Annotated in this window: 22 protein-coding genes and 1 tRNA gene; 12 read left to right on the top strand and 11 right to left on the bottom strand. The window is 66.8% G+C overall.

Going from position 1 to position 25582, the window contains the following annotated elements:
* Positions 1-1613: MYXO-CTERM sorting domain-containing protein (locus FL344_RS24990; RefSeq protein WP_141620274.1), on the top strand; the 1613-nt coding region annotated here is incomplete at its 5' end.
* Positions 1614-1644: 31 nt separating this feature from the next.
* Here FL344_RS24990 and FL344_RS24985 read toward each other — a convergent pair.
* Positions 1645-2442: a TIGR00266 family protein gene (locus FL344_RS24985; protein ID WP_140860201.1), complete on the bottom strand. Its 798-nt coding sequence runs from the start codon at positions 2440-2442 to the stop codon at positions 1645-1647.
* Between the two features lie 55 nt (positions 2443-2497).
* Entirely contained in the window at positions 2498-3022 is a 525-nt protein-coding gene (locus FL344_RS24980) for a hypothetical protein (RefSeq protein ID WP_141620273.1), read from the bottom strand.
* Between the two features lie 179 nt (positions 3023-3201).
* Here FL344_RS24980 and FL344_RS24975 point away from each other — a divergent pair, with 179 nt between their 5' ends.
* From FL344_RS24975 to FL344_RS24955, 5 genes are all read left to right on the top strand, one after another.
* The gene (locus tag FL344_RS24975) at positions 3202-4419 is read left to right on the top strand and encodes a metallophosphoesterase (RefSeq protein WP_141620272.1); all 1218 of its coding nucleotides are present in this window, start codon (positions 3202-3204) and stop codon (positions 4417-4419) included.
* Between the two features lie 51 nt (positions 4420-4470).
* Positions 4471-5565: a type IV pilus twitching motility protein PilT gene (locus FL344_RS24970; protein WP_141593016.1), complete on the top strand. Its 1095-nt coding sequence runs from the start codon at positions 4471-4473 to the stop codon at positions 5563-5565.
* A gap of 152 nt (positions 5566-5717) precedes the next feature.
* Entirely contained in the window at positions 5718-7340 is a 1623-nt protein-coding gene (locus FL344_RS24965; RefSeq protein WP_141620271.1) for a DUF4419 domain-containing protein, read from the top strand.
* A 159-nt stretch (positions 7341-7499) separates the two neighbouring features.
* Positions 7500-8033 (top strand): hypothetical protein, encoded by a 534-nt coding sequence (locus FL344_RS24960; RefSeq protein ID WP_228558366.1) that lies wholly within the window; start codon positions 7500-7502, stop codon positions 8031-8033.
* Positions 8034-8043: 10 nt separating this feature from the next.
* A complete protein-coding gene (locus FL344_RS24955) occupies positions 8044-8817 on the top strand; it encodes a DUF4157 domain-containing protein (protein WP_141620270.1) in 774 nt (257 codons plus the stop codon).
* 195 nt (positions 8818-9012) lie between these two features.
* Here FL344_RS24955 and FL344_RS24950 read toward each other — a convergent pair whose 3' ends face one another.
* Positions 9013-9723: a LysM peptidoglycan-binding domain-containing protein gene (locus FL344_RS24950; protein WP_228565347.1), complete on the bottom strand. Its 711-nt coding sequence runs from the start codon at positions 9721-9723 to the stop codon at positions 9013-9015.
* A 150-nt stretch (positions 9724-9873) separates the two neighbouring features.
* Here FL344_RS24950 and FL344_RS24945 point away from each other — a divergent pair, with 150 nt between their 5' ends.
* Positions 9874-10518: a dual specificity protein phosphatase gene (locus tag FL344_RS24945; protein WP_141620269.1), complete on the top strand. Its 645-nt coding sequence runs from the start codon at positions 9874-9876 to the stop codon at positions 10516-10518.
* Between the two features lie 316 nt (positions 10519-10834).
* The gene (locus FL344_RS24935) at positions 10835-11950 is read left to right on the top strand and encodes a hypothetical protein (protein ID WP_141593012.1); all 1116 of its coding nucleotides are present in this window, start codon (positions 10835-10837) and stop codon (positions 11948-11950) included.
* Between the two features lie 66 nt (positions 11951-12016).
* On the opposite strand, the gene FL344_RS24930 is transcribed toward FL344_RS24935, so the two are convergent.
* From FL344_RS24930 to FL344_RS24920, 3 genes are all read right to left on the bottom strand, one after another.
* Positions 12017-13831 carry an acyl-CoA dehydrogenase gene (locus FL344_RS24930; protein ID WP_090486671.1) on the bottom strand — a complete coding sequence of 605 codons (1815 nt, stop codon included), beginning with the start codon at positions 13829-13831 and terminating at the stop codon, positions 12017-12019.
* A 55-nt stretch (positions 13832-13886) separates the two neighbouring features.
* Positions 13887-15011 carry a slipin family protein gene (locus tag FL344_RS24925; protein ID WP_141593010.1) on the bottom strand — a complete coding sequence of 375 codons (1125 nt, stop codon included), beginning with the start codon at positions 15009-15011 and terminating at the stop codon, positions 13887-13889.
* 312 nt (positions 15012-15323) lie between these two features.
* Positions 15324-15388, bottom strand: a tRNA-OTHER gene (locus tag FL344_RS24920).
* A gap of 633 nt (positions 15389-16021) precedes the next feature.
* On the opposite strand from FL344_RS24920, the gene FL344_RS24915 reads away from it, so the two are divergent.
* Together FL344_RS24915 and FL344_RS24910 are read left to right on the top strand one after the other, a co-directional pair.
* On the top strand, positions 16022-16357 hold the full coding sequence (locus tag FL344_RS24915) for a hypothetical protein (protein ID WP_141620268.1): 336 nt from the start codon (positions 16022-16024) through the stop codon (positions 16355-16357).
* A gap of 2 nt (positions 16358-16359) precedes the next feature.
* Complete coding sequence (locus FL344_RS24910) at positions 16360-17202, top strand: hypothetical protein (protein WP_141620267.1); 843 nt, start codon at positions 16360-16362, stop codon at positions 17200-17202.
* 31 nt (positions 17203-17233) lie between these two features.
* Here the strand turns inward: FL344_RS24910 and FL344_RS24905 are convergent, their stop codons facing one another.
* From FL344_RS24905 to FL344_RS24890, 4 genes are all read right to left on the bottom strand, one after another.
* A complete protein-coding gene (locus FL344_RS24905; protein WP_228565345.1) occupies positions 17234-18202 on the bottom strand; it encodes a hypothetical protein in 969 nt (322 codons plus the stop codon).
* A gap of 240 nt (positions 18203-18442) precedes the next feature.
* On the bottom strand, positions 18443-19228 hold the full coding sequence (gene bla / locus FL344_RS24900; protein WP_141620266.1) for a subclass B1 metallo-beta-lactamase: 786 nt from the start codon (positions 19226-19228) through the stop codon (positions 18443-18445).
* 106 nt (positions 19229-19334) lie between these two features.
* On the bottom strand, positions 19335-19664 hold the full coding sequence (locus FL344_RS39305) for a hypothetical protein (protein ID WP_228565344.1): 330 nt from the start codon (positions 19662-19664) through the stop codon (positions 19335-19337).
* Between the two features lie 309 nt (positions 19665-19973).
* Positions 19974-20621, bottom strand: coding sequence for a class I SAM-dependent methyltransferase (locus FL344_RS24890; protein ID WP_141620264.1), 648 nt, complete (start codon positions 20619-20621; stop codon positions 19974-19976).
* A 290-nt stretch (positions 20622-20911) separates the two neighbouring features.
* Between FL344_RS24890 and FL344_RS24885 the strand changes: the two genes are divergently transcribed.
* Together FL344_RS24885 and FL344_RS24880 are read left to right on the top strand one after the other, a co-directional pair.
* Entirely contained in the window at positions 20912-22633 is a 1722-nt protein-coding gene (locus FL344_RS24885; RefSeq protein ID WP_228565343.1) for an anti-phage dCTP deaminase, read from the top strand.
* A 208-nt stretch (positions 22634-22841) separates the two neighbouring features.
* Positions 22842-23234, top strand: a complete 393-nt coding sequence (locus FL344_RS24880; RefSeq protein ID WP_194863239.1) for a hypothetical protein — start codon at positions 22842-22844, stop codon at positions 23232-23234.
* 197 nt (positions 23235-23431) lie between these two features.
* Here FL344_RS24880 and glgX read toward each other — a convergent pair whose 3' ends face one another.
* Complete coding sequence (gene glgX, locus FL344_RS24875) at positions 23432-25558, bottom strand: glycogen debranching protein GlgX (protein ID WP_141620262.1); 2127 nt, start codon at positions 25556-25558, stop codon at positions 23432-23434.
* Positions 25559-25582 lie beyond the last annotated feature (24 nt).

The following is a 25582-nucleotide window of genomic DNA, read 5'->3' as shown; positions in this document are numbered from 1 at the left end:
ATGGGGGCCGGGGCGGTGTCGGGGGCCGCACGTCGGAGGCGGACATGATGCGGGACGTGGGCGGTTTCGGTGGCGGGCCCACGAAGTACTCGCTCATCGATACGTTTGTCTTCGGGAGTGGCGGTGGCGCGGGGGAAGGCAACGATGACCTGGGCTCGAGTGGCGGCGCGGGCGGCGGAGCTGTGTTCATCCGGGCCAGGGCGTTCTCGGGTGCCGGGCGCTTCTCCGCGGATGGGCTCGCCGCCAGCCACACGCCGGGAGACGATGGCGCGGGCGGTGGTGGCGCGGGTGGTGTCCTCATCCTTCGCGCGCAGGACTCACTGTCCTGCGGGAGCGCCCGAGCCGCGGGCGGCAACGGCGGCAACGTCAGCTATCCGGGCTGGGTGCTCGGCCCGGGCGGTGGTGGTGGCGGCGGCGGCGTGCTGCTGCAAGGGGCGACGGCGTCGTGTCCCAGGAGCGTGTCGGGCGGCGCTGCCGGGACCCTCACCCCGTCGGATGGCGGAACGAATGGCGCGGGTACGGGGAGCGAAGGCTTCGCCGAGGAATACCACGTGGCCTACCGCACGCCCGGGACGCCGTCTGTCAGCGCTCCCGTGACCGGAGCGGTGGGCGTTCCTCACCGTCCTCGCTTCGAAGGCCGGGCGGACCCGGGCGTTCGAGTCCTCGTGTTCGTCGATGGCGTGGAGCGGCTTCAGGTGAGCTCTGGCGCGGATGGTGTGTTCACCGCTGGCATCCCTCCGCAGCAGGCGCCGCTCGATGTCGGCACGCGCACGGTCCACGTGGTGGCGGAGGCGATGGGGGCGTACAGCGCGCCCTCCGCGCCTGTGTCGTTCTCTGTCGCGGCCACCCTGGAGGATGGTGGCGTGGTGGTGGAGCCCATCCTGGTGATTCCGCAGGACGGGGAGACGGTGGGAACCACGCCGCTGTTCGCGGGCGTCGCGCCCAACGGGCCGACGGTGGGCATCGAGGTGGACAATGGCGCGGAGGTCATCATCCCCGTGGATGGGGCGGGCCGCTTCCGCTACCAGTGGCCTGCTGAATCACCGCTGGCGCCGGGCCCTCATTTCGTCACCGTTCATTCGCACAACGAGGCGGGAGTCAGCGGGCCCTACTCGCAGCCCATCCGCTTCGAGTCCCAGGCGGTGAGCGGTGAGGGTGACGGAGGGACGTCCGGGCAGGATGCGGGCACGTCCCAGGGAGATGGCGGCACCCAGGTCCCGGAGGACGGTTGGCCGGTGCTGGTGGTTCCCGCTGATGGCGAGGTGGTGGACTCCACGCCGCTCTTCGCGGGCGCGGCGACGGCTGGCGCCACGGTGGTCATTGAGGTGGACGGCATTGAAGTCGCCACGGTGACGGCCGATGACACCGGGGCCTTCCGTTACCAGGTGCCCCGCGAGAGCGCGCTGTCCGTGGGCTCGCACGATGTCGCGGCGCAGGAGCACCTCGTCACCTCCAGCCGCGTGCCGGCGCGCTCGCGGACGACGGGCTTCGAGGTGCGGGGGCCCGCGGCGCTCGACGTGGGGTGTGGCTGCGGCGCATCGCCCGTGGGCGTGGTGGGCTCCTGGGTGCTGCTGGCGGGACTGGCCGGCCTGTCGCGGCGGCGGCGCGGATAGCGGTCCGCGAACGGCCGGCCTGCCCGGTGCGCTAGTCGTCGCCGAGCAGGCTGCCCAGGCCGACCCCCCCCAGCACGCTGCCCTCGTCGCGAGCGCCACCCGGGCGCGAGGCGGAGAGGATGCGGCCCGCGAGCCGGCTGAACGGGAGCGACTGGAGCCACACCTTGCCGGGGCCGCGCAGCGTGGCGAAGAAGAGGCCCTCGCCGCCGAAGAAGGCCGTCTTGATGCCGCTCACCATCTGGATGTCGTAGTCCACGGTGGGCTGGAACGCGACGATGCAGCCGGTGTCCACGCGGAGCAGTTCACCCGGGCCCAGCGTGCGCTCGTGCAGCGTGCCGCCGGCGTGGATGAAGGCGAGCCCGTCACCCTGGAGCCGCTGCATGATGAAGCCCTCGCCGCCGAACAGGCCGGTGCCCAGCTTCTTCTGGAAGGCGATGCCCAGCGACACGCCCTTGGCCGCGGCGAGGAAGCTGTCCTTCTGCGCGATGAGCTCGCCGCCGAGCTCACTCAGGTTCACCGGGATGATTTTTCCCGGGTAGGGCGCGGCGAAGGACACCTTGCGCTTGCCGCTACCGCTCTTGTTGAGGAAGACAGTGGTGAAGAGAGACTCACCCGTCAGCAGGCGCTTGCCCGCGCCGAGCAGCGAGCCGAAGAAGCCGCTCGTCTTCTCCGAGCCGTCACCGAAGATGGTCTCCATCTCGATGCCGTCCTCCATGTACATGAGGGTTCCGGCTTCGGCGACCGCGGCTTCTCCTGGGTCCAACTCCACTTCGACGAACTGCAGGTCCTCGCCGTAGATGTGGAAGTCCACTTCGTGCATGCGTGCCATGGATGCGCTCCGTCGTGAGGGAAACGGCGCGCACCATAGCCGCCCCGTGGTGGGGCTACCGCGACAGAATCAAAGCCAGGGTGGCCACGAGCCGGGCGTCGTCGCCGCCAATGGCTGGCGGAATCGACAGCGATACCGGGTTCTCCAATCCGGCGAGACACGAACGCCAGCCTTGATAGCGGCCTTCCTCGGAGGCCTTGAGCTGGTAGCTGCACCGGCCCACGTCGCCCTTGAACGTCTGCGGCGTCACCTGGAAATCGGTGAGCTGCCCACCGAACGTGCCCTTGGCGCGCAGGGCTCCTTCTTCCTGCGTCATCCGCAGGTCCACGGGACCGCTTCCATAGATGCCGCGGATCCGCGCGGCGTCCAGCGTGAGGTTGAGGGGCCTGCCGAAGGCACGGCCTCGAAGGGAGCCGTCGCTGAAGCCGACCTGCAGGTCAGGGCTGGTGAGGTCGCGGTCGGTGACACGCGCGTTGAGCGCGACCCGAGGCGTTCGCAGGTCCAGGTACTGGACGGGCTGGGCCCAGGCCGAGCCAGCCGCTGCAAGCAGTGCGGCTGTGAAGATACGTGAAGTTTTCATGCTTTGAACGTAGCTGGCTCGCCAAGCCGCCGCCCGTGCCTTACGTGTGGTGCACGAGATGAGGCGTTGCCCCGCCTGGCGTACGGGCGGGTTGCCGGGCATCGGCAGTCTGTAGTCGTTATGTCCCCGCGTTCCCGACGCGGTCATGGCTGGCACCGGTGAGAAGGAGGACGTCGTTCGTGGCGGAGCTGACCCCAGGTGTGGAGCAGGAGGCCCGGCGGCCCAGAGTGTCCCTGTCGCTGGCATTGCGGTGGTTGATGTCGCTGGGTGGCATCCTCACGTTGATGGGCGGGCTGCACGCGTACATCGCGGTGCGCCTGTTCGTGAGCCCGCAACTGCCCCTGCCGTGGGCATGGCTGGGGCCCGTGCTGGTGGCGCTGCTCTTCCTGTCGCTGCCCGTGGGAATGGTGGCGTCGCGCCGCGAGCCGACGCTCTGGGCGCAGGTGCTCCAGTGGACGTCCTACGTGTGGCTGGGCGCCTTCGGCATCCTGCTGAGCGCGGCGGTGGTCGCGGACCTGGTGGGGCTGGGCCTGTCGTGGTCGGGCGTGGTGACGGACGCGTTGGCCCTGGCCCGGGGCAAGGCCCTGGTGGCGGTGGGGGTGACGGTGCCAGCGGTGGTGTATGCCTTCATCACGGCGCGTGGCCGGGCGACGGTGGAGCGGGTGACGGTGCCGGTGGTGGGCCTGGCACCCGGGCTCAGCGGCCTGAAGGTGGTGCAGATTTCGGACATCCACGTGGGGCCCACGTTGGACGGCCGCTGGCTTCGGCGCGTGGTGGAGCAGGTGAACGCGCTCCAGCCGGACGTGGTGGCGGTGACGGGCGACCTGGTGGACGGCACCGTGGACGCGCTACGGGACGAGGTGAAGCCCCTGTCGGAGCTGCGCGCGTCACTGGGCGTCTTCTACGTCACCGGCAATCACGAGTACTACCACGGGGGACCGGCCTGGGCGGCGGAGGTGGCGCGCCTGGGGCTCACCGTCCTTCAGAACGAGCACCGGGTGGTGGAGCGCGACGGAGCGCGGCTCACCATCGCGGGGGTGACGGACCATGACGCGGGCCACATCATTCCCTCGCATGCCAGCCGACCGGAGCTGGCACTGCGCGGGGCGCCGCTGGGCGTGCCGCGTCTGTTGTTGGCCCACCAGCCCCGGTCCGCCCTGCGCGTGGCGGAGGCTGGCGTGATGGTGGACCTGCAGCTTTCCGGGCACACGCACGGCGGACAGGTGTTTCCCTTCATGTTCCTCGTCAAGTTGCAGCAGCCGGTGGTGCGCGGTCTGGCAACCATTGCCGGGGTGCGAGTCTATACCCACAGAGGGACAGGCTATTGGGGGCCGCCGCTGCGGTTGGGGCCCTCTCCTGAGATTGCGGAACTGACTTTGGTGTCTGCCCCGGGGTGATTGCGAACCATGTGCAACTGTTGAGTATCCGCCTAGAGTCCGGGGCCTTCCTTGCTGACGAGGGTCACTCCCCTGGATCTGGCAACGCTCAACAAGCTGCTCGCGGTCGGTGTGCAGAACGGTGCATCGGACATCCACTTCCGGCCGGGGGATCCGCCCATCTACCGGGTCAATGGTGCGCTCCGGCCCTTGAAGATGGAGAAGCTTCACGCGGACCACACGCGACAGGTGGCAGTCCATGTCGTGTCGGACCCCGAGGTGAAGAAGCAGATTGACACGCTTCAGGAGTGCGACGCGTCCTACAGCCTCCCAGGCGTGGCGCGCTTCCGGGTGAATATCTACCGGCAGCGGGGCTCGCTGGCGTGCATCCTGCGCATCATCCCGGATGAAATCCCAACCATTGACGGACTGGGATTGCCGCAGGTGTTGAAGAAGATTGCCGGCAACGAGCGCGGACTGGTGCTGGTGACGGGCGCGACGGGCTCGGGGAAGAGCTCCACGCTGGCGGCGATGATTGACCACATCAATCGCACGGAGAACCTGCACGTCCTCACCATCGAGGACCCCATCGAGTTCATCTACAAGAACATCAAGTCCTCCATCTCCCAGCGGGAGATTGGTCCGGACACGCAGAGCTTCGCGATTGCGCTGCGCGCGGCGCTGCGCCAGGACCCGGACGTCATCCTGGTGGGCGAGATGCGCGACACGGAGACCATCGACATCGCGCTCAAGGCGTCGGAGACGGGCCACCTGGTGCTCTCCACGGTGCACACGACGGATGCGTCACGCACCATCAACCGCCTGGTGTCGGTGTTCCCCGCCGAAGAGCAGACGATGGTGCGCATGCGCCTGGCGGACTGCCTCAAGGCCACGGTGTCGCAGCGCCTGCTGCCCCGGGCCAGCGGCAAGGGCCGCACCGTGGCGTTGGAAATCATGGTGCAGACGAAGACGGTGGAGCAGTACATCCGCGACGACCGCGCCAACGAGCTGAAGGACGTCATCGAGAAGGGCCGAGACATGTTCGGCATGCAGTCCTTCGACCAGCACCTGACGCAGCTCTATCGGGAGGGGCTCATCACCCTGGAGACGGCGCAGAGCGCGGCCTCCAACCCGGCCGACTTCCAGCGCGCGCTCGAGTTCGAGTGAGCGCGGGGCGCGGATGACGGGGCGGGCAACCGCCTCGCCCGGGCTGGAGGGACTGTCACACGCCCCCGGTCAGGACAGCGCCGCCGAGGCATCGGCCGGCGCACAGGGCGCCGTGTGCCCTGTACAATCCAGGTCACCGGGAGGGGCAGCCAATGCTGACGTTCGAGGTGGATTCCGTCGAGGAGGCCTCGGCGCCTCCCGTCACCGCGCCGTTGGAGACGTTCGTGAAGGACGCGCTCTGGATGGCGCCTGGGCCGGGCACGCGGGTGCTGGAGACCCGGGGTGTTCATCCGTTGCTGGCCGCCGTCCACACGGCCTTCGCGGAGCATCGGCCGCTGGTGCTCTCGCCGGACGCCATCTGGCTCACCCTCGCGGAGGGCGTGGCGCAGCACATCCGGTTGAACGCGGAGTCCCTCCGAAGCCGCCTCGTCCGGCACGCGGGCCGGAAGACGCTGAACGTCGAGGTCATCTCGCCGCCGACGGAGGCGCCGGACTTCTTGCTGCTGCTCTCCGCGTTTCGTCAGCAGCTCCGCGAGGCCTTGGGCCCGGGCTTGCCCCGGTTGCTGTCGTGTGACTTCTCCACCAGCACCGACGTCGAGCGCATGGCGGGAGATGTGGTGCTGATGGACGCCATGTCGCCGTATTTCGATTATGCGTTCACGACGGTCTGCGGCATCCCCCGCATCACCCTGTTGGGAACGCCCGAGGACTGGCGCTCCATCCGCCGCCGCATCGACGTCATCCATGAACTGGACCTGGGGTGGTGGACGTCTTCGCTGGTGCCCATCGCGGACGCCTTCGTGAGCGCAGCCGAGGGAAATCCCCACCGGCCGTTCTGGCAGCAGCTCTACAAGCCCCGGGAGGCCTATGGCGGGGAACTCGCCACGGGCTGGATGGCGCGGTTGTTCCCCTACGTCGCGTCCGCCGGGGGCTACTCGCGACGGAACCCCCTGCTGGAGCGCTCTCATGCCGAGCTGATGGCTTCGCGCAAGGCGAAGAAGAAGGCCCTGGGCCCTGGGGGGCCGGGGGTGTCGTTGAAGGAGGTTCCGGCACGCCTCTCGAGCGTGGCTCTTCATGTGAACGGATCGCCCGGCGGCATGCGTGAGACGTGGAGCCTGGAGGCGGGCGTCCTGACGGTGGAGGTGGATGGCGCGGGCGCGCTCCTGCCCAGGGCAGGGGTTGTCGTACGACGGGGAGAGGGGGCCTCGCTCCTGGAGTTCGTCGAGCGAATCCTCGCGGAGCATGCGGGGACGCGCGCCACCAGCGTGGGCACCTTCCGCGGCGGGGCCGAGCTCAACGCCCTCTATGACCACCTTCAGGAGGCCACGCTGTTCCCCGGCGAGCGCGCGTGGCGCATCCGCCCCTGTTCGGAGCATGCGGAGGTCCACATTCCCCTCGACTCGGATGGGAGCGACATGACGGCGGTCCTGGCGCTCGTCGACCTCCCCGATGGCACCGTGCTCGCGTGGCGGGATGGGCACGGAAGTGGGCTCCAATGCGTCGTCCGGTTGAAGGCGAGCGAGCTGGTGCCTTTGCCGAAGCCCAAGCCGAATGAAATCCATGGTTGGACCGTGGCCGGTGGGCGGCCAGGAATCCCCATCCTGCGCGCGCAGCAGCGGGCCGCGGACGTCCCCGTCGTCGGTACGTCTCTCGTGGCGGTGCTCACCCAGGCGCTCGAGCGCGGCGGCTCCACGGACCTCCCCACGCCGGGGATGCTCGGCGAGCGGCTGTTGCCCTGGGAGATCCGCCGAAGGCAGCGGAATAGAGTGGGTTAATCCAGACCCGATACACCTGGATAGGTGTTACTCCTGACTCACTGAACGGGCGTGTCAAGGTGCCCAACTCCACGGGTTTGGAGGTCTGGAAAACAGGAATTGTGTCCAGCAATTGAAGCAAAGATTGATATTTCCGCTATTGCTGGTTATTGTCGCGTTGTGTCCAGCGCCCCCTCCCCCCTGATTCGCCGTGCGCAGTCCCTCCTCGATGCCCGCCATCTGGTGGAGGCTGGCGCACTGCGTCTTCCCATCGAGCCCACTCCCGCGCCCGCACGGCGTCACCGGAGCGTGCCCAAGGGGCCTCGGGTGATGCTCGTCTCGGAGGAGCCGCTCTTCCGGCTGGCGATGGGCCGCGAGCTGGCGTCAGACTTCGAGCTGGTCCCCACGTTGGGCATCGCGTCGGCGGATCGTCGGATGGACCTGGGCGTGGTGCCCGAGGCGGTGATCGTGGACCTGGACTCCGTGGAGCGAGCGGCCGTGCCGACCTTCCTGGCGCGGCTGGTGGAGCGCGACCTGGCGGGGCCACGCATCCTCGTGTCGTCCTACTTCCGTCCCGAGGTGGCGGCGGCCTACAGCGCCTCCAGCCTCACGCACTTCGCGCTGTCCCGCCCGTGGCGCCCGGGTGCGCTGCGCACGCTGGTGGAGTCCGTCATGGGGCTCTCCGGGCTGCGCGCCATGACGGCGGGGCGCTGAGGAACATGGAATGAGCCACGCGGCCACCTTCTCCGAGCGGCTGGTGGATGCGGGCCGGGGTCTGCTCACCGGTGTCTCGAGCGCGTCGGTGGGCGTGGCGCGCAGCGTGGGCGTGGTGTTGAGGGCGATGGGCGGAGGCGTGGCGCAGTGCGCGCGCGGCCGGCCTCGCGAGGGCCTGCCCCAACTGGGCCAGGGCCTGACGCGCGTGGCGCAGCTCCCCGCGGACGCCGTGTTGATGGTGGGCGGGCGCGTGCTCAGCTCGGTGCAGGTGCTGGTCGGTCTGGAGCCGCCGGGCCGCCGCCTCTCGGCGGAGGAAATCGTCCGCCTGCGGCCCATCTTCGGAGACAGCCTGAACTACGCGGCGGTGCGGGTGAAGGTCGGCCGGCTGGGCCTGCTGGGCCTTCCCGGGCGGGCCTTCGCGCACGGCAACACCGTCTTCGTCCCGCCTCGGAGCGGAGGCGTGGACTTTGGCCTGCTCGTTCATGAGCTGACGCACGTGTGGCAGCACCAGCACGGCGGCACGGCCTACCTGAGCGCCGCGCTGGCCGCGCAGTGGTCCGGCGATGGATACGACTGGCGCAAGGGCGTGAGCCGCGAAAAGCGTTGGGCCCAGCTCAACCCCGAGCAACAGGCCCAGCTCATCGAGGACGCCGCCGTCGCCGGCCTCATCCCCTTCACCACGTCTGTGTCCCCGCGCATGAAGCTGCGGGGCTGGTCAGACGCGGCGCTCGACCTGCTGGATGAGGCCGTGGTCTGCCTGCACTCGGGCCGCGGCGCGCCCTGAGCGCTCACAGCTTGGGCGGGGCGAGCGGGTCGTGCTCGGAGAGGAGCCGGGACGCGCGCGCCTCATCCAGCCGCGCTGTCGCTGGCGCCCCGCCTTTGAGCCGTTGCGGGTGCCTGAACGCCAGCGGGGCCCCGTGCCCGCCTGGAAGGTCGGACGCGGAGCCCCGTGGGTGCTCGCTCATGGCTGTGCGGGCGCTCAGCCCCGGTACTGGTGCACCGCCATGATGGGGTAGTTCATGCTGGAGATGGTGACGCGCTGCGAGCCATCCGAGTTGACGTTGTTGGAGCCGATGAACGTCGGCTTGCCGTCCTTCCAGCCCGCGAACATCACCACGTGCTGGCCGCCGTTGGTCTTCATGGAGACCACGTCACCCGGCTTCGCGTCCTTCAGGTCGATGCGCTTGAACTTGGGGTCCCTGTCCAGCTTGGCCATCAGGCCCATCACGCTGTTGTCGTGCTGCGAGTCGGAAATCTGGCCGGACTGCTCCAGCACGGCGGACACGAAGTTGGCGCAGTTGACGTTGTTGGGGACCCAGTCCTCCATGTCCGCGCCCACGCCGTTCTTCTCCAGCTTCAGCGAGCCCGCGTTCTTGCCCAGGTGCTGCGACGCGATTTCGAAGGGGCTGCCCTTGGGGCCGCGGACGCCGGGGCCGGAGCTGCTGGGGCCCTGCACGTCCTGCGCACCGCCGCTGGTTCCGCCGCCGCCCGTGGCGCCACCCGCGCGGCCCGCGGAGCCGCTCTCGAAGGTGTCCTTCGAACCGGGGATGTTCAGCGACTTGCCGGCGTAGATGAGGTCCGCGTTCTTGATCTGCGGATTCGCCTTCATCAGCGCGCTGACGCTGGTGTTGTAGCGCTGCGCCAGGTGGGAGAGGGTGTCGCCCGACTTGATGCGGTGGATGTTGCTCACGGGGGGCTCCGTAGGGTCTGGAGCGGCGCGAGGGCGCCGCATGTACGTCTTGTACCTATTCTCGGAGCCTGAGACCTGGAGTTGCGTGCCTCTTGATTTTCAAGGCCAGCGCCCCGGAACCCCCCGTGATTCCAGCGAATTCTCCAGAAGGTGGGTCGAAAAACACTTCGAAAAGCGTCCTGGCGTCCGCGGAGGCTGCCAGCGCCAGCGAGCTGCCCTACCTTGGACGGCATGAGCGCGCTGTCCCGGAGATTGAACCTGGACTGGGTGCTGCCCTCGCTGGCGGTGGGGGGCCGCTTCCCCATCGATACGGCGGAGCACCTCGCGGGGGCGCTTGGCATCCGCTGTGTGGTGGACGTGCGGGTGGAGGCCTGTGACGACGAGCACGTCCTGCGCGAGCACGGCATCACCTTGTTGCACCTGCCCACCGAGGACCTCCGGGCCATCCGTGGCGACCGGCTGGATGACGGCGTCGCGTGGGTGACGGACCAGCTGGCCCAGGGCCACAAGGTCTACATCCACTGTGAGCATGGGGTGGGGCGCAGCGCGCTGCTCGCCTTGTGCGTCCTGGTGGCGCTGGGACATCCACCGTTGGAGGCACTGTCCCTGGCGAAGCGGCGGCGCTGGCAGGTGTCACCCAGCACGGAGCAACTGCGCACCTTCATGGCGTGGGCGGATGCCTGGCGTCAGCGAAACGCGGCGACGTGGCGTGTGCCCAGGTTGGAGGAGCTGGCCGCGATTGCGCACAGCCACCTGACCCAGCCGCCACCCGCTTCCAGCGGGAATGAGGACTGAGGGAGCGCCACAAGGGCCGGCTTCCACCGGCAGGCCTGCCTGACTTTCCAACTGGGGACCATGCGCTGGCCGCTGCGTCCTACGACGCCCACGCTCCACACGAGGCGGCCGGGTTGCGACATGCCGCGGCTCGCGACGCGGAGTTGCTGCTCGTGAGCTGGCCCCGGCCAGCAGCCGACCACCGCTGGGCGGAGTGGGTGTGGACGCGCGGATGTAATGACGCGCAATCCCGGCTTTACTGTCGTCCCCTGACATCTGGTGGCCTGCGGATGCCGAGGCGCTTGAAGCGGGCGAGGGCTCCGCGCATGGTGCTGGTGTGAGCTCCATTCCTCATCCTGACTTCACGGCCGCGCGTTTCTCCTCCTGTCCGGACGCGCGCTTCCAGCCTGCGCCCGCGGACGGCGTGTTGCCGGAGGGCTTCTTTACCACGACGAATCTACCCACCTACGTGCGCGTGGGCGGCGCGTGGCGCATGCCGCGCGAGCCGCGCATGGACGGGGCGCTGGTGCTGGATGCTCAAGGCGAGCTGTGGATTCGCGAAGGCCGTCGCGTGCGTGCGGGCGAGCGCGTGGTGGTGGGCCTCGCGGAGGACGGCAGCGAAGGCGTGTTCGTGAACTCCGCCTACCTCGCGGATGAGGGCGAGGGGGAGTTCAAGTTCATGACGAGCGCGGTGTCCCGCGAGAAGCCCATCGACTACGCGCACATGGCCCGGGTGCTGGTGGACGAGCGCGAGCGCGGGGGCTACCCCATCTGGGTGACGGGGCCGGCGCTGGTGCATTCGCGGGCGCGCGCGGACATGACGTGGTTCGTCGCCAATGGCTTTGTGGGCGCGCTGCTGGCGGGCAACGCGGTGGCGGTGCATGACATCGAAGCCTCCATCTTCGGCACCACGCTGGGGATGAGCGGCTCGGGCGAGGCCACCTCGGGCGGCCACGGCTTGCACATGCGCGCCATCAACAAGGTGCGGGCGGCGGGCTCCATCGCGAAGGCGGTGGAGGCCGGGGTGATTACCAACGGCATCATGCACGCGTGCGTGGTGCACAAGGTGCCCTTCGTGCTGACGGGCTCCATCCGTGACGACGGGCCGCTGCCGGACGTGGTGACGGACAACCTGGAGGCGCAGGTGGCCATGCGCGAGCACGCGGTGAAGTCCACCATGGCGGTGATGATCGCCACGGCGCTGCATGCCATCGCCACCGGAAACATGCTGCCGGCGTTCGTCACGGAGAAGGACGGCTCGCTTCGGGAGCTGCCCACCATCTGCGTGGACTCGTCCGAGTTCGTGGTGAGCAAGCTGAAGGACCGCGGCACGCACCAGGCTTTTGGCGTGGTGACGAACGCGCAGGACTTCATGCATGTCCTGCGGCTGTACGTGGAGCGTGACCTGGCGGCGCGCGGGCTGCCGGTGCCGGGGGACGCGCTGAGGAAGTAGCGAGCGCCTCCCGGCCGCGACGGCGGGCCTGGCACCCGTGGCCAGGCTCGCCTGAGTGTCTCCGCGTCAGAACGACTCTTCCGGCACCTCCATCAGGTCCAGGTTGCCGTGCTCCACCATGCGGGCGGCGTGGGCGACGCCGGGCAGCACCTCGTGGCAGAACCAGCGGGCGCTGGCGAGCTTGCCCACGTAGAAGGCGCGGTCCCCGGGGTTGCTCTTCATGCGCTCCAGCGCGACCTCCGCGTGGCGCACCAGCAGCCAGCCGATGACGACCTCCGCGACGGCGGCCAGCACGCGGTTGCCCTGCAGGCCCACGTGATAGACGGACTCGCCCAGCTTGCCCATCAGCGTGCCGAGCATCGTCTCCAGGTCGCCCAGCGCGCGGCCCAGCGCGGCGCGCTCGGCCTCCAGTTCCTTGCCCTCTCCGGTGCGCTCGGCCGTCTCGCGAATCTGGGACAGCAGGCCCTGGAGCGTCGCGCCGCCGTCACGCGCCACCTTGCGCATGAGCAGGTCGAGCGCCTGGATGTGCGTGGTGCCCTCGTAGAGCGTGTCGATTTTCTGGTCCCGGATGTACTGCTCCACCGGGTAGTCCTGCAGGTAGCCGGAGCCGCCGTGGACCTGGAGCGACAGCGCCAGCAACTCGTAGGCCTTCTCCGAGCAGTAGCCCTTCACCAGCGGCAGCAGCATGTCGTTGAGCGTGTCCAGCTCACCCGCCTCGGTGGCGCGGTGGCCACCCTTGCGCTCCACGCCGTCCTGGATGAACGCGGTGTAGAGGCACAGCGCGCGCATGCCCTCCGCGTGGGCCTTCTGCGCCATCAGCATGCGGCGCACGTCGGGGTGACGGAAGATGGGCACGCGGGGGGCCGTCTTGTCCCGGGCCTGCATCAGGTCCGCGCCCTGGAGTCGGTCCTTGGAGAAGGCCAGCGCGCGGCCGTAGCCGGCGGACAGCGTGGCCATGGACTTCACGCCCACCGCCATGCGGGCCTGCTCGATGATGTAGAACATCTGCCGGATGCCGTCGTGGACCTCGCCCAGCAGCAGGCCGCGACAGGGCTTCCCGTCGCCGAAGGTCAGCTCACAGGTGACGGAGCCCTTCAGCCCCATCTTCTTCTCCAGCTTGGTGCACACCACGCCGTTGGCTTCACCCAGGCTGCCGTCCTCGTTCACCCAGTACTTGGGCACGACGAACAGCGACAGGCCCTTGGTGCCAGGCGCCGCGCCCTCCGGGCGCGCGAGCACCATGTGGATGATGTTCTCGGACATGTCCGAGTCACCGTTGGTGATGAAGCGCTTCACCCCTTCGATTTCCCAGACGTCGTCAGAGACGCGGCGGGCCTTGGTGCGGGCGGCGCCCACGTCACTGCCGGCGTCGGGCTCGGTGAGCACCATGGAGCCACCCCAGCGACGGTCCAGCATGTGCGGCAGGAAGCGCTGCTTCTGCGCGTCCGTGCCCAGCCGGTCGATGATGCGCGCCAGCAGGTTGCCCAGTGTGTAGAAGGCCAGCGAGGCATTGGCGCCCACCAGCAGCTCGAACGCGGCCCAGCCCAGGGAGGGCGGCGCGCCCAGGCCGCCCAGGTGTGGCGGCTGCTCCAGCAGGTGCATGCCCGCATCGAAGAAGGCGTTCATCGCCTTCTTCAGTCCGGGAGGCAGCGTCACCTCGCCATTCTCGAGCTTCGGCGGGTTGTGCTCCGGCTCCTCGAAGCTCTGGGCCAGCTCGTTGGTGCTGAGCTGGGCGAACATCTGGAGCATCTGGCGTGCGGCCGTCTCGTCCAGGTCCCCAAAGGGTGCGTGGCCCAGCGAGGCTCGGCCGATATCGAGGAACTCGAAGAGGTTGAACTCGATATCGCGCAGGTTGGGGACGTAGTGGTTCGAAGACGACATCTCGGGCTCCTCGCGGGTGTGGGGCCGCGAGGCTAACCCGAGATTGATTCGCGAGTCAGTGACTCTTGAGCTGCAGGGTGGGCACTGCGCCCTCGCCGAGGACGAGGTGCACCTGCCCCACCTTGGACGCGAGGTCCTTGTAGGCCTCCAGTTCCTTGAGGCGCACCAGCAGCGGGTTCTCCGCCAGCACCTTGGCTGTCTGCGCCATGGAGCGGGTGGCGGCCGTCTCCTCACGCCGCAGGATGACGTTGGCCTCCGCTTCCTTCTGCGCCTGGATGACGCGGTTGAGCAGCTCCTTCATCTCACCCGGGAGGACGACGTCCTTGATGCCGAAGCGCAGCAGGTCCAGGCCCACCGTGTGGGCGCGGTCCTTCACCTGGGTGAAGAGGCTTTCGGCCACGGCTTCTCGCGAGGCGAGCAGCTCATCCAGCGTCCGCTCCGACACGGCCTCGCGCGCGGCCAGCTGCATGGCCAGGTAGAGGACGTCATCCGGAGCGCGGGACACGACAGCGAGCCGACGCGCGTCCGAGACGCGGAAGGCCGCTGACAGGTTGAGGCGCAGCGTGACGCGGTCCTTCGTCATCACCTCCTGGCCAGTGACGTGGAGCAGGCGCTCGCGCAGGTCGATGACGGCCAGCTGCACCTTGCGGGCGACGGTCCACGCGGCGTGGCGGCCCGGAGGAAGTTCGGCGTCCAGCACGCCATCCACGTAGCGGAGCACGACGGAGCCCTCGGTGGCGGTGGCCTCTGTGTAGTCGCTGGCGGGGACCAGGGCACGCACGTCGTCACGCAGTGGCGCCGTGGTGACACCCGAGGTGTCCACGCGCTCCACGTGCACGGTGGGCGCGCCGGGCGTCAGCTGGCGGCTGGGAAGGCGTTCCACAGTCCACACCTGGTGCAGGCCCCGGCCGAGCCACCGCACGGGGCGGCCCTTGTGGAAGAGGATGGCGCGCTCATCGGCGCTCAGCTCCACGACCTGCAGGTCCGTCTCCGGCACGAGGGCCAGGAACGCCGGGTCGAGTTGGACGAGCGGCTGCTCGGTGCTCACGCGCACCAGCCGCACCTTTCGGAAGGGGTGAAGCAGCCAGTACCGGCCGGGAACGAGGTAGCGCTCCGGCTTCTCGTCCACCAGCACGAACGCCCGCTCATTCTGCCCGATATCCACACGCATGATGCTCATCGCGCACCTCCTTTCCCCCTCCGGGGGAGCTTGAAGAACCGGGACGTTTCAGTGCGCGTTGTCGCGCGTGTCCCGGGTACTGCTGAAAAGTGAGGGCCCCACCGTTCACGGACGTGGAGCGCGGACTGCCTGTCCTGCCGCTTCCTGGCTGCTCGCGCCTGCGTGCCGGGCACCTCCGCGGACGGCGACAGGGGCTTCCGCTGACGGCTCGGAAGGGACCTTGTCGCCCTGGCGGAACGCCGGGCATCGAGGTGGGAGGAGTGGGAGGCGGTGGACCCGCGCTCACGTCAGCTCGCGGCGGAACCCTCTGGATTGAACGAAGGAATCGAACCTTCTCCGCAGGATTTGGACCTGTGCTCTACCAGTGAGCTAGTTCGGAGCCAGGCGCATCTGGCGCCTGCTTCCTGTTGGACCCGACGGGGGCCCGGCCGGGCGGTCCGAATTGAGGAAACCACTGCGAGCGATGGACCCGGGAACACCCTCGCCGGCACCTGGACGCAGCGCGCCCCTGCCCGGAGTTGGGAGCCCGGGGACAGCCCCGTGACGCCTCTGGATTCCGCCGAGGTCGAGCGACGGCACGCGGCGTGGAGTCTGACATGGCGAAAGGCGCCGGTGTCCAGGCTGCCCTTGCACATGCTGGAATGGGCGGGTCGCGCTCCGCATCGGGACCCAGGCATCGGAAGTCGGGCGCAAAGCCTTCCTATTCGCATGCGCGAGGAGTGGTTCCATTGCGTCAGTCGAGACTTGTTCCGATGGGCGTCGCACTGCTTCTGCTCCAGTGGGCCTGTGTCGCCGGAAGGGAGGCTTCGTCATCGCTGGAGACGGGCGCTGCCTATGTCGTGGCGCCGCCAACTGAAGGGCACGGGGAGTCCTTCGGTGCCTTCTTTCCCCTGGAGTGGGATGAAGGCGCTGGGTACTCCGGAACAGAGCCACTCGCGCTTCGGCCCGTGAGACGAGGAGGAGGTCGCCCGAGTCGCCAGCCGCCAGCGCTCAACCCTCGGCCATCAACTATGCAGACCCAGGTCGCTGCTCGCCGGGGCGCGGACCATGCGGTGGTCGTCCAGGCTCGGCAGGTCTATCAGCAGCGGCTGCAGGCGGCTCAAGCGACCTACCCGAACAGCATTGGGTACGAGAACCACCACTTCATCCCGTTGTACCTGGGCGGCGCGAATAACGGGCAGACGTACCGGTTGCCGACCGCGTACCACAAAGCCGTGACGCAGCAGTTCCGCCGAGCCTGGCCGTATGGTCAGGGGCGTCGCCCCACACCGCAGGAGCTTCAAAAGATTCTCTTGGAGGTCTACTCCGAGTATCCCATCCCCCAGTTGATTGGCATCACGCCTTGAGCATGCGAGAGACCATCGAGTTCAGAATCGCCGAGCGGGATGCTCGGGAGCACCTTGACCCGGGGCTCGGCGTCTCATTGGGTGGCTCCATCCGCAAGGTGGTGTTGCCCGTCGACGATGCCTGCGTCGCACGGATTGCACAGCTCAACCACGCTTACGCGAAGCAGGGTGGCGCGTTCTTCATGTCCTGGCGCCTGCACCGGCGCTACACGGCACGGGAGCTTCAAGCCGCGGAGGGGCTCAATCTCATCGTTCGCTCGTACTTCGAGCCGACAGGAGCCATGTGCGGTACTGCGTATGATGAGTCATCCACCTGCCGGCACTGTGGCGCAGGCGCTCGGCAAGTCTCCGACCTCATTCTCGACACCCGACGCATTCCGAAGGGCAAGGACATCGCCCAGACCCTCGCTGGAGAGGTAGTGGTGTCATCACGGCTCGCGTCGGCCTTCCAGATGCACGGTCTTCGCGGTGCGGAGTTCCGGCCGGTACTTCATCAGGGGAGAGGCAAGCTCCTGCCTTCGGATTGGTTCCAGCTTGTCGTCACTTCGAAGCCCCTGACGCTGAATGCGAGGACGGTGGCGGGAAACAATCCGTTCGACCTCGACGAGCGCAACGTATTCCGCTGCCCCTCGGGACACACTGCTGGCCTCAACCAGATTTCGGAGCTGTACGTCGACCGAGCCAGCCACGATGGCGCTGACCTGTGGGTGACCGATAAGTTGTTTGGTGACCGGCGTGGAGAACTGAGGCCCGAGCCGCGCTTGCTCATCTCCCCGCGTCTCCGCGACACACTGCAGGCGATGCGTGCGCAGGGGTATGCACTGGAGGCCGCCCACTTCGTGTGAAGGGGCGGCCCCGCAGTGGTGTGACCCGGCGTTACTTCACGGCGTCAGCGTCCTGGGGCACCAGTGGGATGGGCGCCTTCGCCGTCTGCTGCGCGGGCGTCGCCAGGATGGCCTCCTCCGGCTCGGCGGGCTGGAAGGATGGTTCAGGCTTCATCTGCGTGCACTCGGCCGCGTTCCGGGCACCGGGCCGCTTCTTCCCCGAGGACGACCGCGACTGATTCGCCTTCGCCATCGTCGCCGAAGACAGCTCGCACATGGGCGGCGTGTCCGTGTCGATGATGGGCTTCATCACCTTCGGCGGTGGCGCGGTCTGTGTCCCCTGTGACGACGAGCTCCGTCGTGCCGAGGACGACACGTCACCCCGGAGCGCCGCGTCGCTGCGCTGCGTGGAGTCGGTCTGCGTGTTCGCCAGTCCCTCGCTGCTGGACGTGGAGGTGGCCGTCGCCACCGCGGATGGCGCGGGCTTCTTCGCTGCTTCACCCAACGCCTCCGCGAGCAGGCTGTTGCTCTCATGCATCTGGTTGCGCGCCCGCTCCATGCTGGCGTCGTGACGCGTGAGCTGCTCCGTGAGGGTGGCTTGATGCTGGTTGCGCTCCTTCTCGATGCTCGCCTTCAGCGTGTCCCGCTCCTGCGCCACCTCGCTCAGCCGCTGCTCCAGCGCGCCCTTCTCCGTGTTCAGGATGGTCTCCGCCCGGGCCATGCAGGCCGCGAGGACCTTCTCCTCGGACTCCCGCTCCGGCAGGGGTTCACTCCGGTTCCACGCCACCAGTGCCGTGCTCTGCCAGCGGTAGTCCGTGTGCATCACGCACTCCTGCACCAGCCGCGTGAGCCGGTCCTCGGACCACACGGGCACGGGCCGAGCGCAGGGCCCCACTTCCTCCTTGAGCGTGGAGGGAAAGGCCCGGGTCTGCTTCACCCAGCAACCGTCCCGCTGCTCCATCCGCACCGAGGTACACGCGCTCGCCACCATCGCGAGCGACACCGCAGCCACAAGCCTCATGTCTCCCTCCGTCCCCTACGCCCATTGGCCCGTGCTTCTCCGCGGGACGGTAGGAACGGCAAGGACTCGCGCCCATGTCTGTGAACCCTGGAGCCGTGTGGGAATGTCCAGGGACAGACCTTCAACGGCAGGCGAGCGAGCGTGGAGCGACCCACCACGGTGTGTTGGCCAACGCTCCTGCCCGTGCGGGCGAGGCACCGTCACATCGCCCGCGCCTGCCCGGTTGCTCCGCGAGGCCGCTCAGCGGAGCAGCGCTTCCGTGTGGCCCAGCAGCTCCGGCCCACCGGGCAGTCCGTGCCCCGGGACCACCACGCGCGCCTCCGGAAACCGCTGCCGCGTCCGCGACAGGCTCGCGGGCCAGGCCGCCACGTCCGCGTCCGCCACGTTGCCCAGGTTCGTCGAGGCGCCGTCCTTCACGAAGCAGCCGCCGAACAGCACGCCGCTGTCCCGGTGCCACACGACGATGTTGTCCTTCGCGTGGCCCGCCCCCGGGAAGAAGAGTTCCAGAGAGCCCACCGTGCTCGTCTCGGCGAAGGTCTCCGTGGGGCCTGGCAGGCCCAGGGACGTGGCAATCCGTGCCGTCTCCTCCAAGCCATGGACGGGGATGCCATGCGGGACGAGCGCCGGAACACCGCCGAGGCGATCCTTATGGAAGTGCGTCACCACCGCCGTGCGGACCGGACGCCGAAGCGTGTCCCGGGCCCAGTCGAGCAGCAGCGCGCCCTGCCGTGCATCCCAGCCCGTGTCGACCAGCAAGGACGTTTCACCGTCCTCGATGATGAGCCCGTTGGTGGAGACGCGGCCGAATGGCTTCAGCGTCACCACTGTGACGTGCAACCACACGCCAGGCGCCAGCTTCCGCACGCTCACGTCATCCGCCAGCACGTACTCGTCCGGACCCTGGGACTGCGCCTCCACGGGGATGTTCCGCTCCACCGCCGCGGCCGGCGTGGTTCGGGTGCAGGCGGTGCTCAGGGTGATGAGAAGAGCACCGGCGCAAAGCCAACGAGGGGAAAGAAGCGTCATCGTCAAAATGCCTCAGCAGCGGCGATGCCGCGTCGGAGTGAAGGGGTTCGAGCAGCACGCCGAGGCGGGCCTGGGACCTGGCGCGGTGTGCTCCGGTTGTACCGAATCAGTGCGCCTCGGAGAGATGGGAGGTGGCGAGCCAACCCTTACCGTCGAACCGGTAGAGCCAGGTGGCATTCCCTTCACCCCAGTCGACCAGTCCTTGTCCCGGGGGCAGGGACGCGTCACTGGAGACGTAGCGCTGAAGGCAGCTCAACTTGCGCGGCAGCGTCTGGACTTCCCGCAGGTGCCCGCCTCGCGTGAAGAGCACCCGCACCGGGACGGGCCCGTTGCACGAGTAGCCCTCGCCCGGAAAGGCATAGTCCTGCTCTCCGTCCTGGTCGAAGTCACCCGGTACGCACGGCCAACCGTTCTCTTGCAGGGCGTCCAGGTCCACGCCGATCTCCTGAAGATGGGGCGCCGCGTCTCCGGCGTTCCCTACGCACAGGCACCGGAAGTTCGTTTCCGGGTCGCATCCGCCCTCCACGAGCGCAATCGAAACGCTCGGCGGCGTTGTGTCGTCGCGGAGGGGGGCCTCCGCACAGCCTACGGCCATTGCCAGCAGAGACGCCCCGATGCAGGTCCAACGCAGCCGAATCACGTGTCGATGCCTCCTGGGAGGAGTCCAGTGCAAGCCTCGTGCACACCTTGGAGTGGCCGGGCTGTGGCCCTCTGGCACCGGAAGTGCGGTCCTGGAGCCACGCGCTCAGCGCCGCTCCACCTCCCACCACCCGAACCACATGGTCCGCTGTTCCGTGAGCTGCACCCAGCCGGGCGCATGCACGTACGTGCGTGGGAGTAGCCCTGCTTCCGTGACGGCCCGGGCGGTCTCCTCGAAGGAGTACAGGTGCAGCGTCACCGCCGGCCCCGCCGTTTGAATCGGCTGCACGGGCGCCTCGTGCCCGTCCAACCCCGGCCGCCGCTCCAGCACGGTGAAGAGCAGCTTGCCGCCCGGCTCCAGCGCCTCCGCGAGGTGTTTCAGCACGCGCGGCAGGTCGTCGCAGAAGTCCAGGCAGCCAATGGCGAGCGCGACGGTGAATCGGCCCCAGTCAGGAGGAATCGGCTGGTGGTAGCTGTGTACATGCCACGCGCCACCCGGCCGTGCTGTCCGAGCCAGCGCGAGCATGTCCTCGGAGAGGTCGGTGCCAACCACGGCGATGGAGGCGTCCAGTCCCCGGGTGTGAAGCCCCGGCCCGCACCCCACGTCGAGCACGCGGGCGCCGGGCGCCACCACCGCCGCGAGGAACCGCTCCACCCGTTCCTCATACCGGTGCAGGACGGGGAAGAGCGCCTCGTAGGCCGAGGCAATCTCCTCGTATACCTGCTTGACAGCCTGCTCGTGGGAAAGGGACATGACTGCTTACCGACACTTCGCCTGCTAGACTCCAGGTGGATTACCATAGAGCACGGTTGCTCCGTGTTCCCGAACTGACGGAGCGATTCTACTATTTCGTAGTGTCCCACATGTTGTTCGCCAGCGGTCGCTAGTGTGATGAGCGAGTGCTGATCTGCGTGGCGACCGTGCCGAGCAACATGCCTTCCTGTTTCTTACAGGCTTGTTGCTGTCCGGAACTCGCACCATTGCCCCTAGTGTCGGCACGAGTCCCCAGGGGCTTGTCAATACCGTGTGGGCAACTTTACTTCTTGGCCTTCCTCTCCTCTGGGGAAGTGGCTTACCGTGTCGATATCATGGTGAACGAGCCTGCCATCGCTTTGACGAAGCCGAGAGGGTCCTCCACTCCTGGTGCACAGAAGAAAATCAAGGAGCAGGTGGCCAATGAACTGGTCTTCGCCGTGGTCGGCCATGTCGGATCGGGTACGACAACGGTCGCTAAGAAGCTGAAGGAAGTTTTGTCGGCCTCTTCGTTGCCTGGTGGTCCTTACGATGTGACGCTCCTAAAGGCGCGCCGCGAAATCGTCGAGTGGGCTCTCTCAAACGGTCATGAGATTAATGAGCCGACGACGGCCGAGTTGATTTTTTCTGAGCGACTTCAAGATCTAGGCGATGCAATGCGGAAGCAAGATCTAGCTGAAGTCGCAAGAAGGTTAATTCTTAGTATTCGAAAAGCTCGCGCAGGTAAGCAGAACGCCGCTGTTGATGATGGGCCTGTTAAGCCAGATGGTAAGCGCCGAGCCTATATTCTGGATGCAATTCGTCACCCCGCTGAGGCGCATCTTTTGCGAAGTGTATATCGGAACGCATTTGCTCTCATTGGGGTTGTTTGTGAGGAAGACGTCCGAAAAGATCGCCTCTTGAATGATAAGTATTCGGACTCGGGACGTACGAGCGTTGAGAAGTTTATGGAGAGGGATGCAAAGGCCAAAGAGAAATATGGTCAGCGCGTATCGGATGCCTTTCATTTGGCCGACTACTTTCTCGACAATAGCGAGAGTCGCATACAGAAGGATGGTCGAAACTCAAACGAGGATTGGGATATTCCTCGTCAGTTGATGAGGTTGGTTGAGATTGTTACGCATGCAGAAGTGGTTCGGCCAGAGGTTCATGAGATGGCCATGAATGTGGCATATGGCGCTCAGATGCGTAGCGCATGTTTGTCGCGACAGGTAGGGGCTGCTCTTGTTGATAAGAAGGGGAGCGTTGTCTCAACCGGAGCGAATGAGGTGCCACGAGGAGGGGGAGGGGTTTATGGCCAGGAGATGGCTACTCCGGGGGCGCGAGAGCAGGACCATCGGTGTGCATACAGAAAGCTAGGAGAGCAAGTTCCTTATTGCAGCAACACCAGAGAGCAGAATGAGATAATTGATGAATTACTTAGAGATGTTCCTCAGTTTAGGGAGCTCGTAGGTGAGTCACGCGAGAGTCTTAAGGGGATTCTTCGTAAGTCTCGAATAGGCGGCTTGATTGAGTTTAGTCGTGCGGTTCATGCCGAAATGGATGCTCTGCTTGGTGCCGCTCGTCAAGGCGTGTCCCCGGTGGGGGGGCGTCTTTATGTTACTACATTTCCTTGCCACTACTGTGCGCGTCATATTGTTGCGGCAGGTATTGATGAGGTTCAGTATATTGAGCCATATCCGAAAAGTCGTGCGCTTGCGCTTCATGATGACTCTATTACGATGAGGTCTGAAGGCTGGGTGTCGCCAAGCTCTGTTCTGGAGTTGGAGCAAAATCAGAAAAGCGCAAATAGTGAGCCGATAGAACGAAAGGTTCTCTTTCGGCCATTTACTGGAGTGGCTCCCCGTATGTATGCGAGAGCCTTTTTGAAAGACCGAGAACTCAAGAGCGAACTGACTGGAGAACTTCAGTTTGGTGAGCCGGATTGGGAGTCTGCTTGGGATATTCAGAAAGGGAGTTATGCTGAACTGGAAGCGGCTCTAATCGGAGGGGGGGAGGACGCCCATGGGTAGCGGTGGGGCAAGCTCGTACCTAAAGCTTATTGCCGGAGAGCGAACGGTAGACACCCCTGCGAATATGGGAGATGGCAGGAAGGTGCCTGTGTATGTGCGCCCCGTTGTCGAGAATGTAGGACAGCGGAGTGCGCAGGTAGTTAAGCGTGTGGTGCATTCGGCTCAGGGGTGGTTGTTTCCCGACCCTGCTCTGTTAGGTGTTGTGGATATGTCTTCAGCTCGCGCCGGGGCTGTTGAATCATTGTTGCGTACGGTCCGGCCGCGATGGGTTATGGACCTGAGGGCAGTGCCGAATTTTGAGTATGGAACAACTACGCGCAGGCGTATTTTTTCGATGTTTGGACAGTTGGGGGTGATTTATCGAGATGTTTTAGGTTTGGCTGAGGTGTATAGTCGAGAAGATGCCGGTCTTAGTTCAGGTGCTCTTGTTTCGTTCGTTAATGAGTTGATTGCTGAGCATCTGGTGCCGGGTGCTCAGGGGCCTATTTTGTTCTTGTTGGAGACCCCCGAGCGTGCGGTGGTGGCTGAGCAAGTTCTTCCATTGTTGGTTCGGCCACAGCCTGATGACGGATGGGTTGTTTGTAGTTTTGGGGTGCGGTAGTTTTTGGCTCGATTGGCTTGGGTTTTGATTGTGGTGGTAGTGTTTTTGTTGGGTGTTGAGTGGCGCTTGGCTCTTTTTGGTTTTGATTGTGTGGGAGTTTGAGTGTGTTCAGGGCTCGCTTCTGGTTGTTTGGTTCGTGAGTGAGCTGCTTTGAACAGATAAATGGCCCTCCTGTGTTGGGAGGGGCCATCGTGAAATCAGTCCTCGACCTGCCGGAACACCGCGAGCGAGCGGCCGATGAGCTCGAACGTCTCACCTTTCACCGGCTCCGGTCCCCGGTTGTCGTCGGTGGTGCAGAGTTCCAGTTCCCAGCGTTGGCCCTGCGCGGTGGGGGGCAGCTTGTACGTCACCGGCTCATGGTGTGAGTTGAGCAGTATCAGCAGCGCGTCGCCGATGATGCGCTGCCCGCGCTCGTCCGGCGTGGGGATGGCGTCGCCGCCCAGGAGGAACGCCAGCGAGCGCACGAAGGGCTTCTCCCAGTCCTCCGCCTTCATCTCCGAGCCATCCGGCCGGAACCACGTCAGGTCCTTGTGCTCGGAGTCCCACAGGTGCTGGCCCTTGAAGAAGCGGCGGCGCTGGAGCACCGGCTGGCGGTGGCGGAAGTGGATGAGCTTACGCGTGAACTCCAGCAGCTTCCGCCGCCGCTCATCCAGGTTCCAATCCACCCACGACAGCTCGTTGTCCTGGCAGTACGCGTTGTTGTTGCCACCTTGCGTGCGGCCCATCTCGTCACCCGCGACAATCATCGGGATGCCGGTGGACAGGAAGAGGGAGGCCAGCAGGTTGCGCTTCTGCCGCTCGCGCAGGGCGATGACGTCCGCTTGGTCCGTCTCACCCTCCACGCCGCAGTTCCACGACTGGTTGTCGTCCGCGCCGTCACGGTTGTGCTCGCCGTTGGCCTCGTTGTGCTTGTGGCTGTACGTCACCAGGTCGTGCAGCGTGAAGCCGTCATGCGCGGTGACGAAGTTGATGCTCGCCTGGGGCCGCCGGCGTGCCTCCGCGTACAGGTCCGCGTTGCCCGTGAGCCGGTAGCCCATCTCGCTGGCGAGGTTCTCATCCCCCTTCCAGAAGCGGCGCAGTGCGTCCCGGTACTTGCCGTTCCACTCGCGCCAGGGCGGGGGGAAGCCGCCCACCTGGTAGCCGCCGAGGCCCACGTCCCAGGGCTCGGCGATGAGCTTCACGCGGCCGAGCACCGGGTCCTGGTGGATGATTTGGAACAGCGCCGCGTTGCGGTCGAACGCCCCCTCGCCCGTGCGGCCCAGCACCGTGGCGAGGTCGAAGCGGAACCCGTCCACGTGCATCTCCGTCACCCAGTAGCGGAGGCTGTCGATGATGAGCCGCGCCGCCTGCGGGTTGGACGCGTTGATGCTGTTGCCGCACCCGGTGAAGTCCAGGTAGTGCCGCCCGTCCGGCATCAGCCAGTAGTAGCTCGCGTTGTCGATGCCCTTGAGCGACAGCGTGGGCCCCAGGTGGTTGCCCTCGCAGGTGTGGTTGTAGACGACGTCGAGGATGACCTCGATGCCCGCGGCGTGCAGGTCCCTCACCATCGCTTTGAACTCGGCGACGGCGGCGCCGGGCGTCTTGCGGCTGGCGTAGTACTGCTCCGGCGCGAAGTAGCCCAGCGTGTTGTAGCCCCAGAAGTTGGACAGCTTCTTGTCGTCGAGGAACGAGTCGTCCGCGAAGGCATGCACGGGCAGCAGTTCCACCGACGTCACGCCCAGCTTCAGCAGATGCTCGATGACGGGCGGGCAGGCCAAGCCCGCGTAGGTGCCACGCAGGTGTTCGGGCACGCCGGGGTGGCGCATGGTGAGGCCGCGCACGTGAGCCTCGTACAGCACTGTCTTGCGCCAGCTGATGTCCGGGCGCCGGTCATTGCCCCAGTCGAAGTAGTCGCTCACCACCACGGACTTGGGCACGCCCGCCGCGCTGTCGCGTTCGTCTCGCGCCAGGTCCTGCTGCTCGTGCCCCAGTGGATAGCCGAACACCGGCTGGCGCCAGTCCACGTCGCCGTAGAGCGCCTTGGCGTAGGGGTCCACCAGCAGCTTGTGCGGATTGCAGCGGTGGCCCTTGGCGGGCTCGTACGGGCCATGAACGCGCAGACCGTAGAGCGTGCCTGGCTCCAGGCCCGGCACGTAGCCGTGGTGCACGAAGTCCGTGGACTCCGGCAGGCCGAACCGTTCGATTTCGCGCGCCGGGGCCGCGGGGTCGAACAGGCAGACCTCCACGCGCGTCGCGACCTGGGAGTAGATGGCGAAGTTGACCCCTGAACCATCGAAGGTGGCGCCACGAGGCCAGGGCTTGCCCGGCCAGACTTCCCTACTCATTGCAGGCTCTCGATTCTGATGGAA

Origin of the sequence: Myxococcus sp. AB036A, from assembly GCF_006547355.1 — a bacterium.
GTDB lineage: Bacteria > Myxococcota > Myxococcia > Myxococcales > Myxococcaceae > Myxococcus > Myxococcus virescens.
This window is presented reverse-complemented; position numbering and strand designations above follow the sequence as displayed.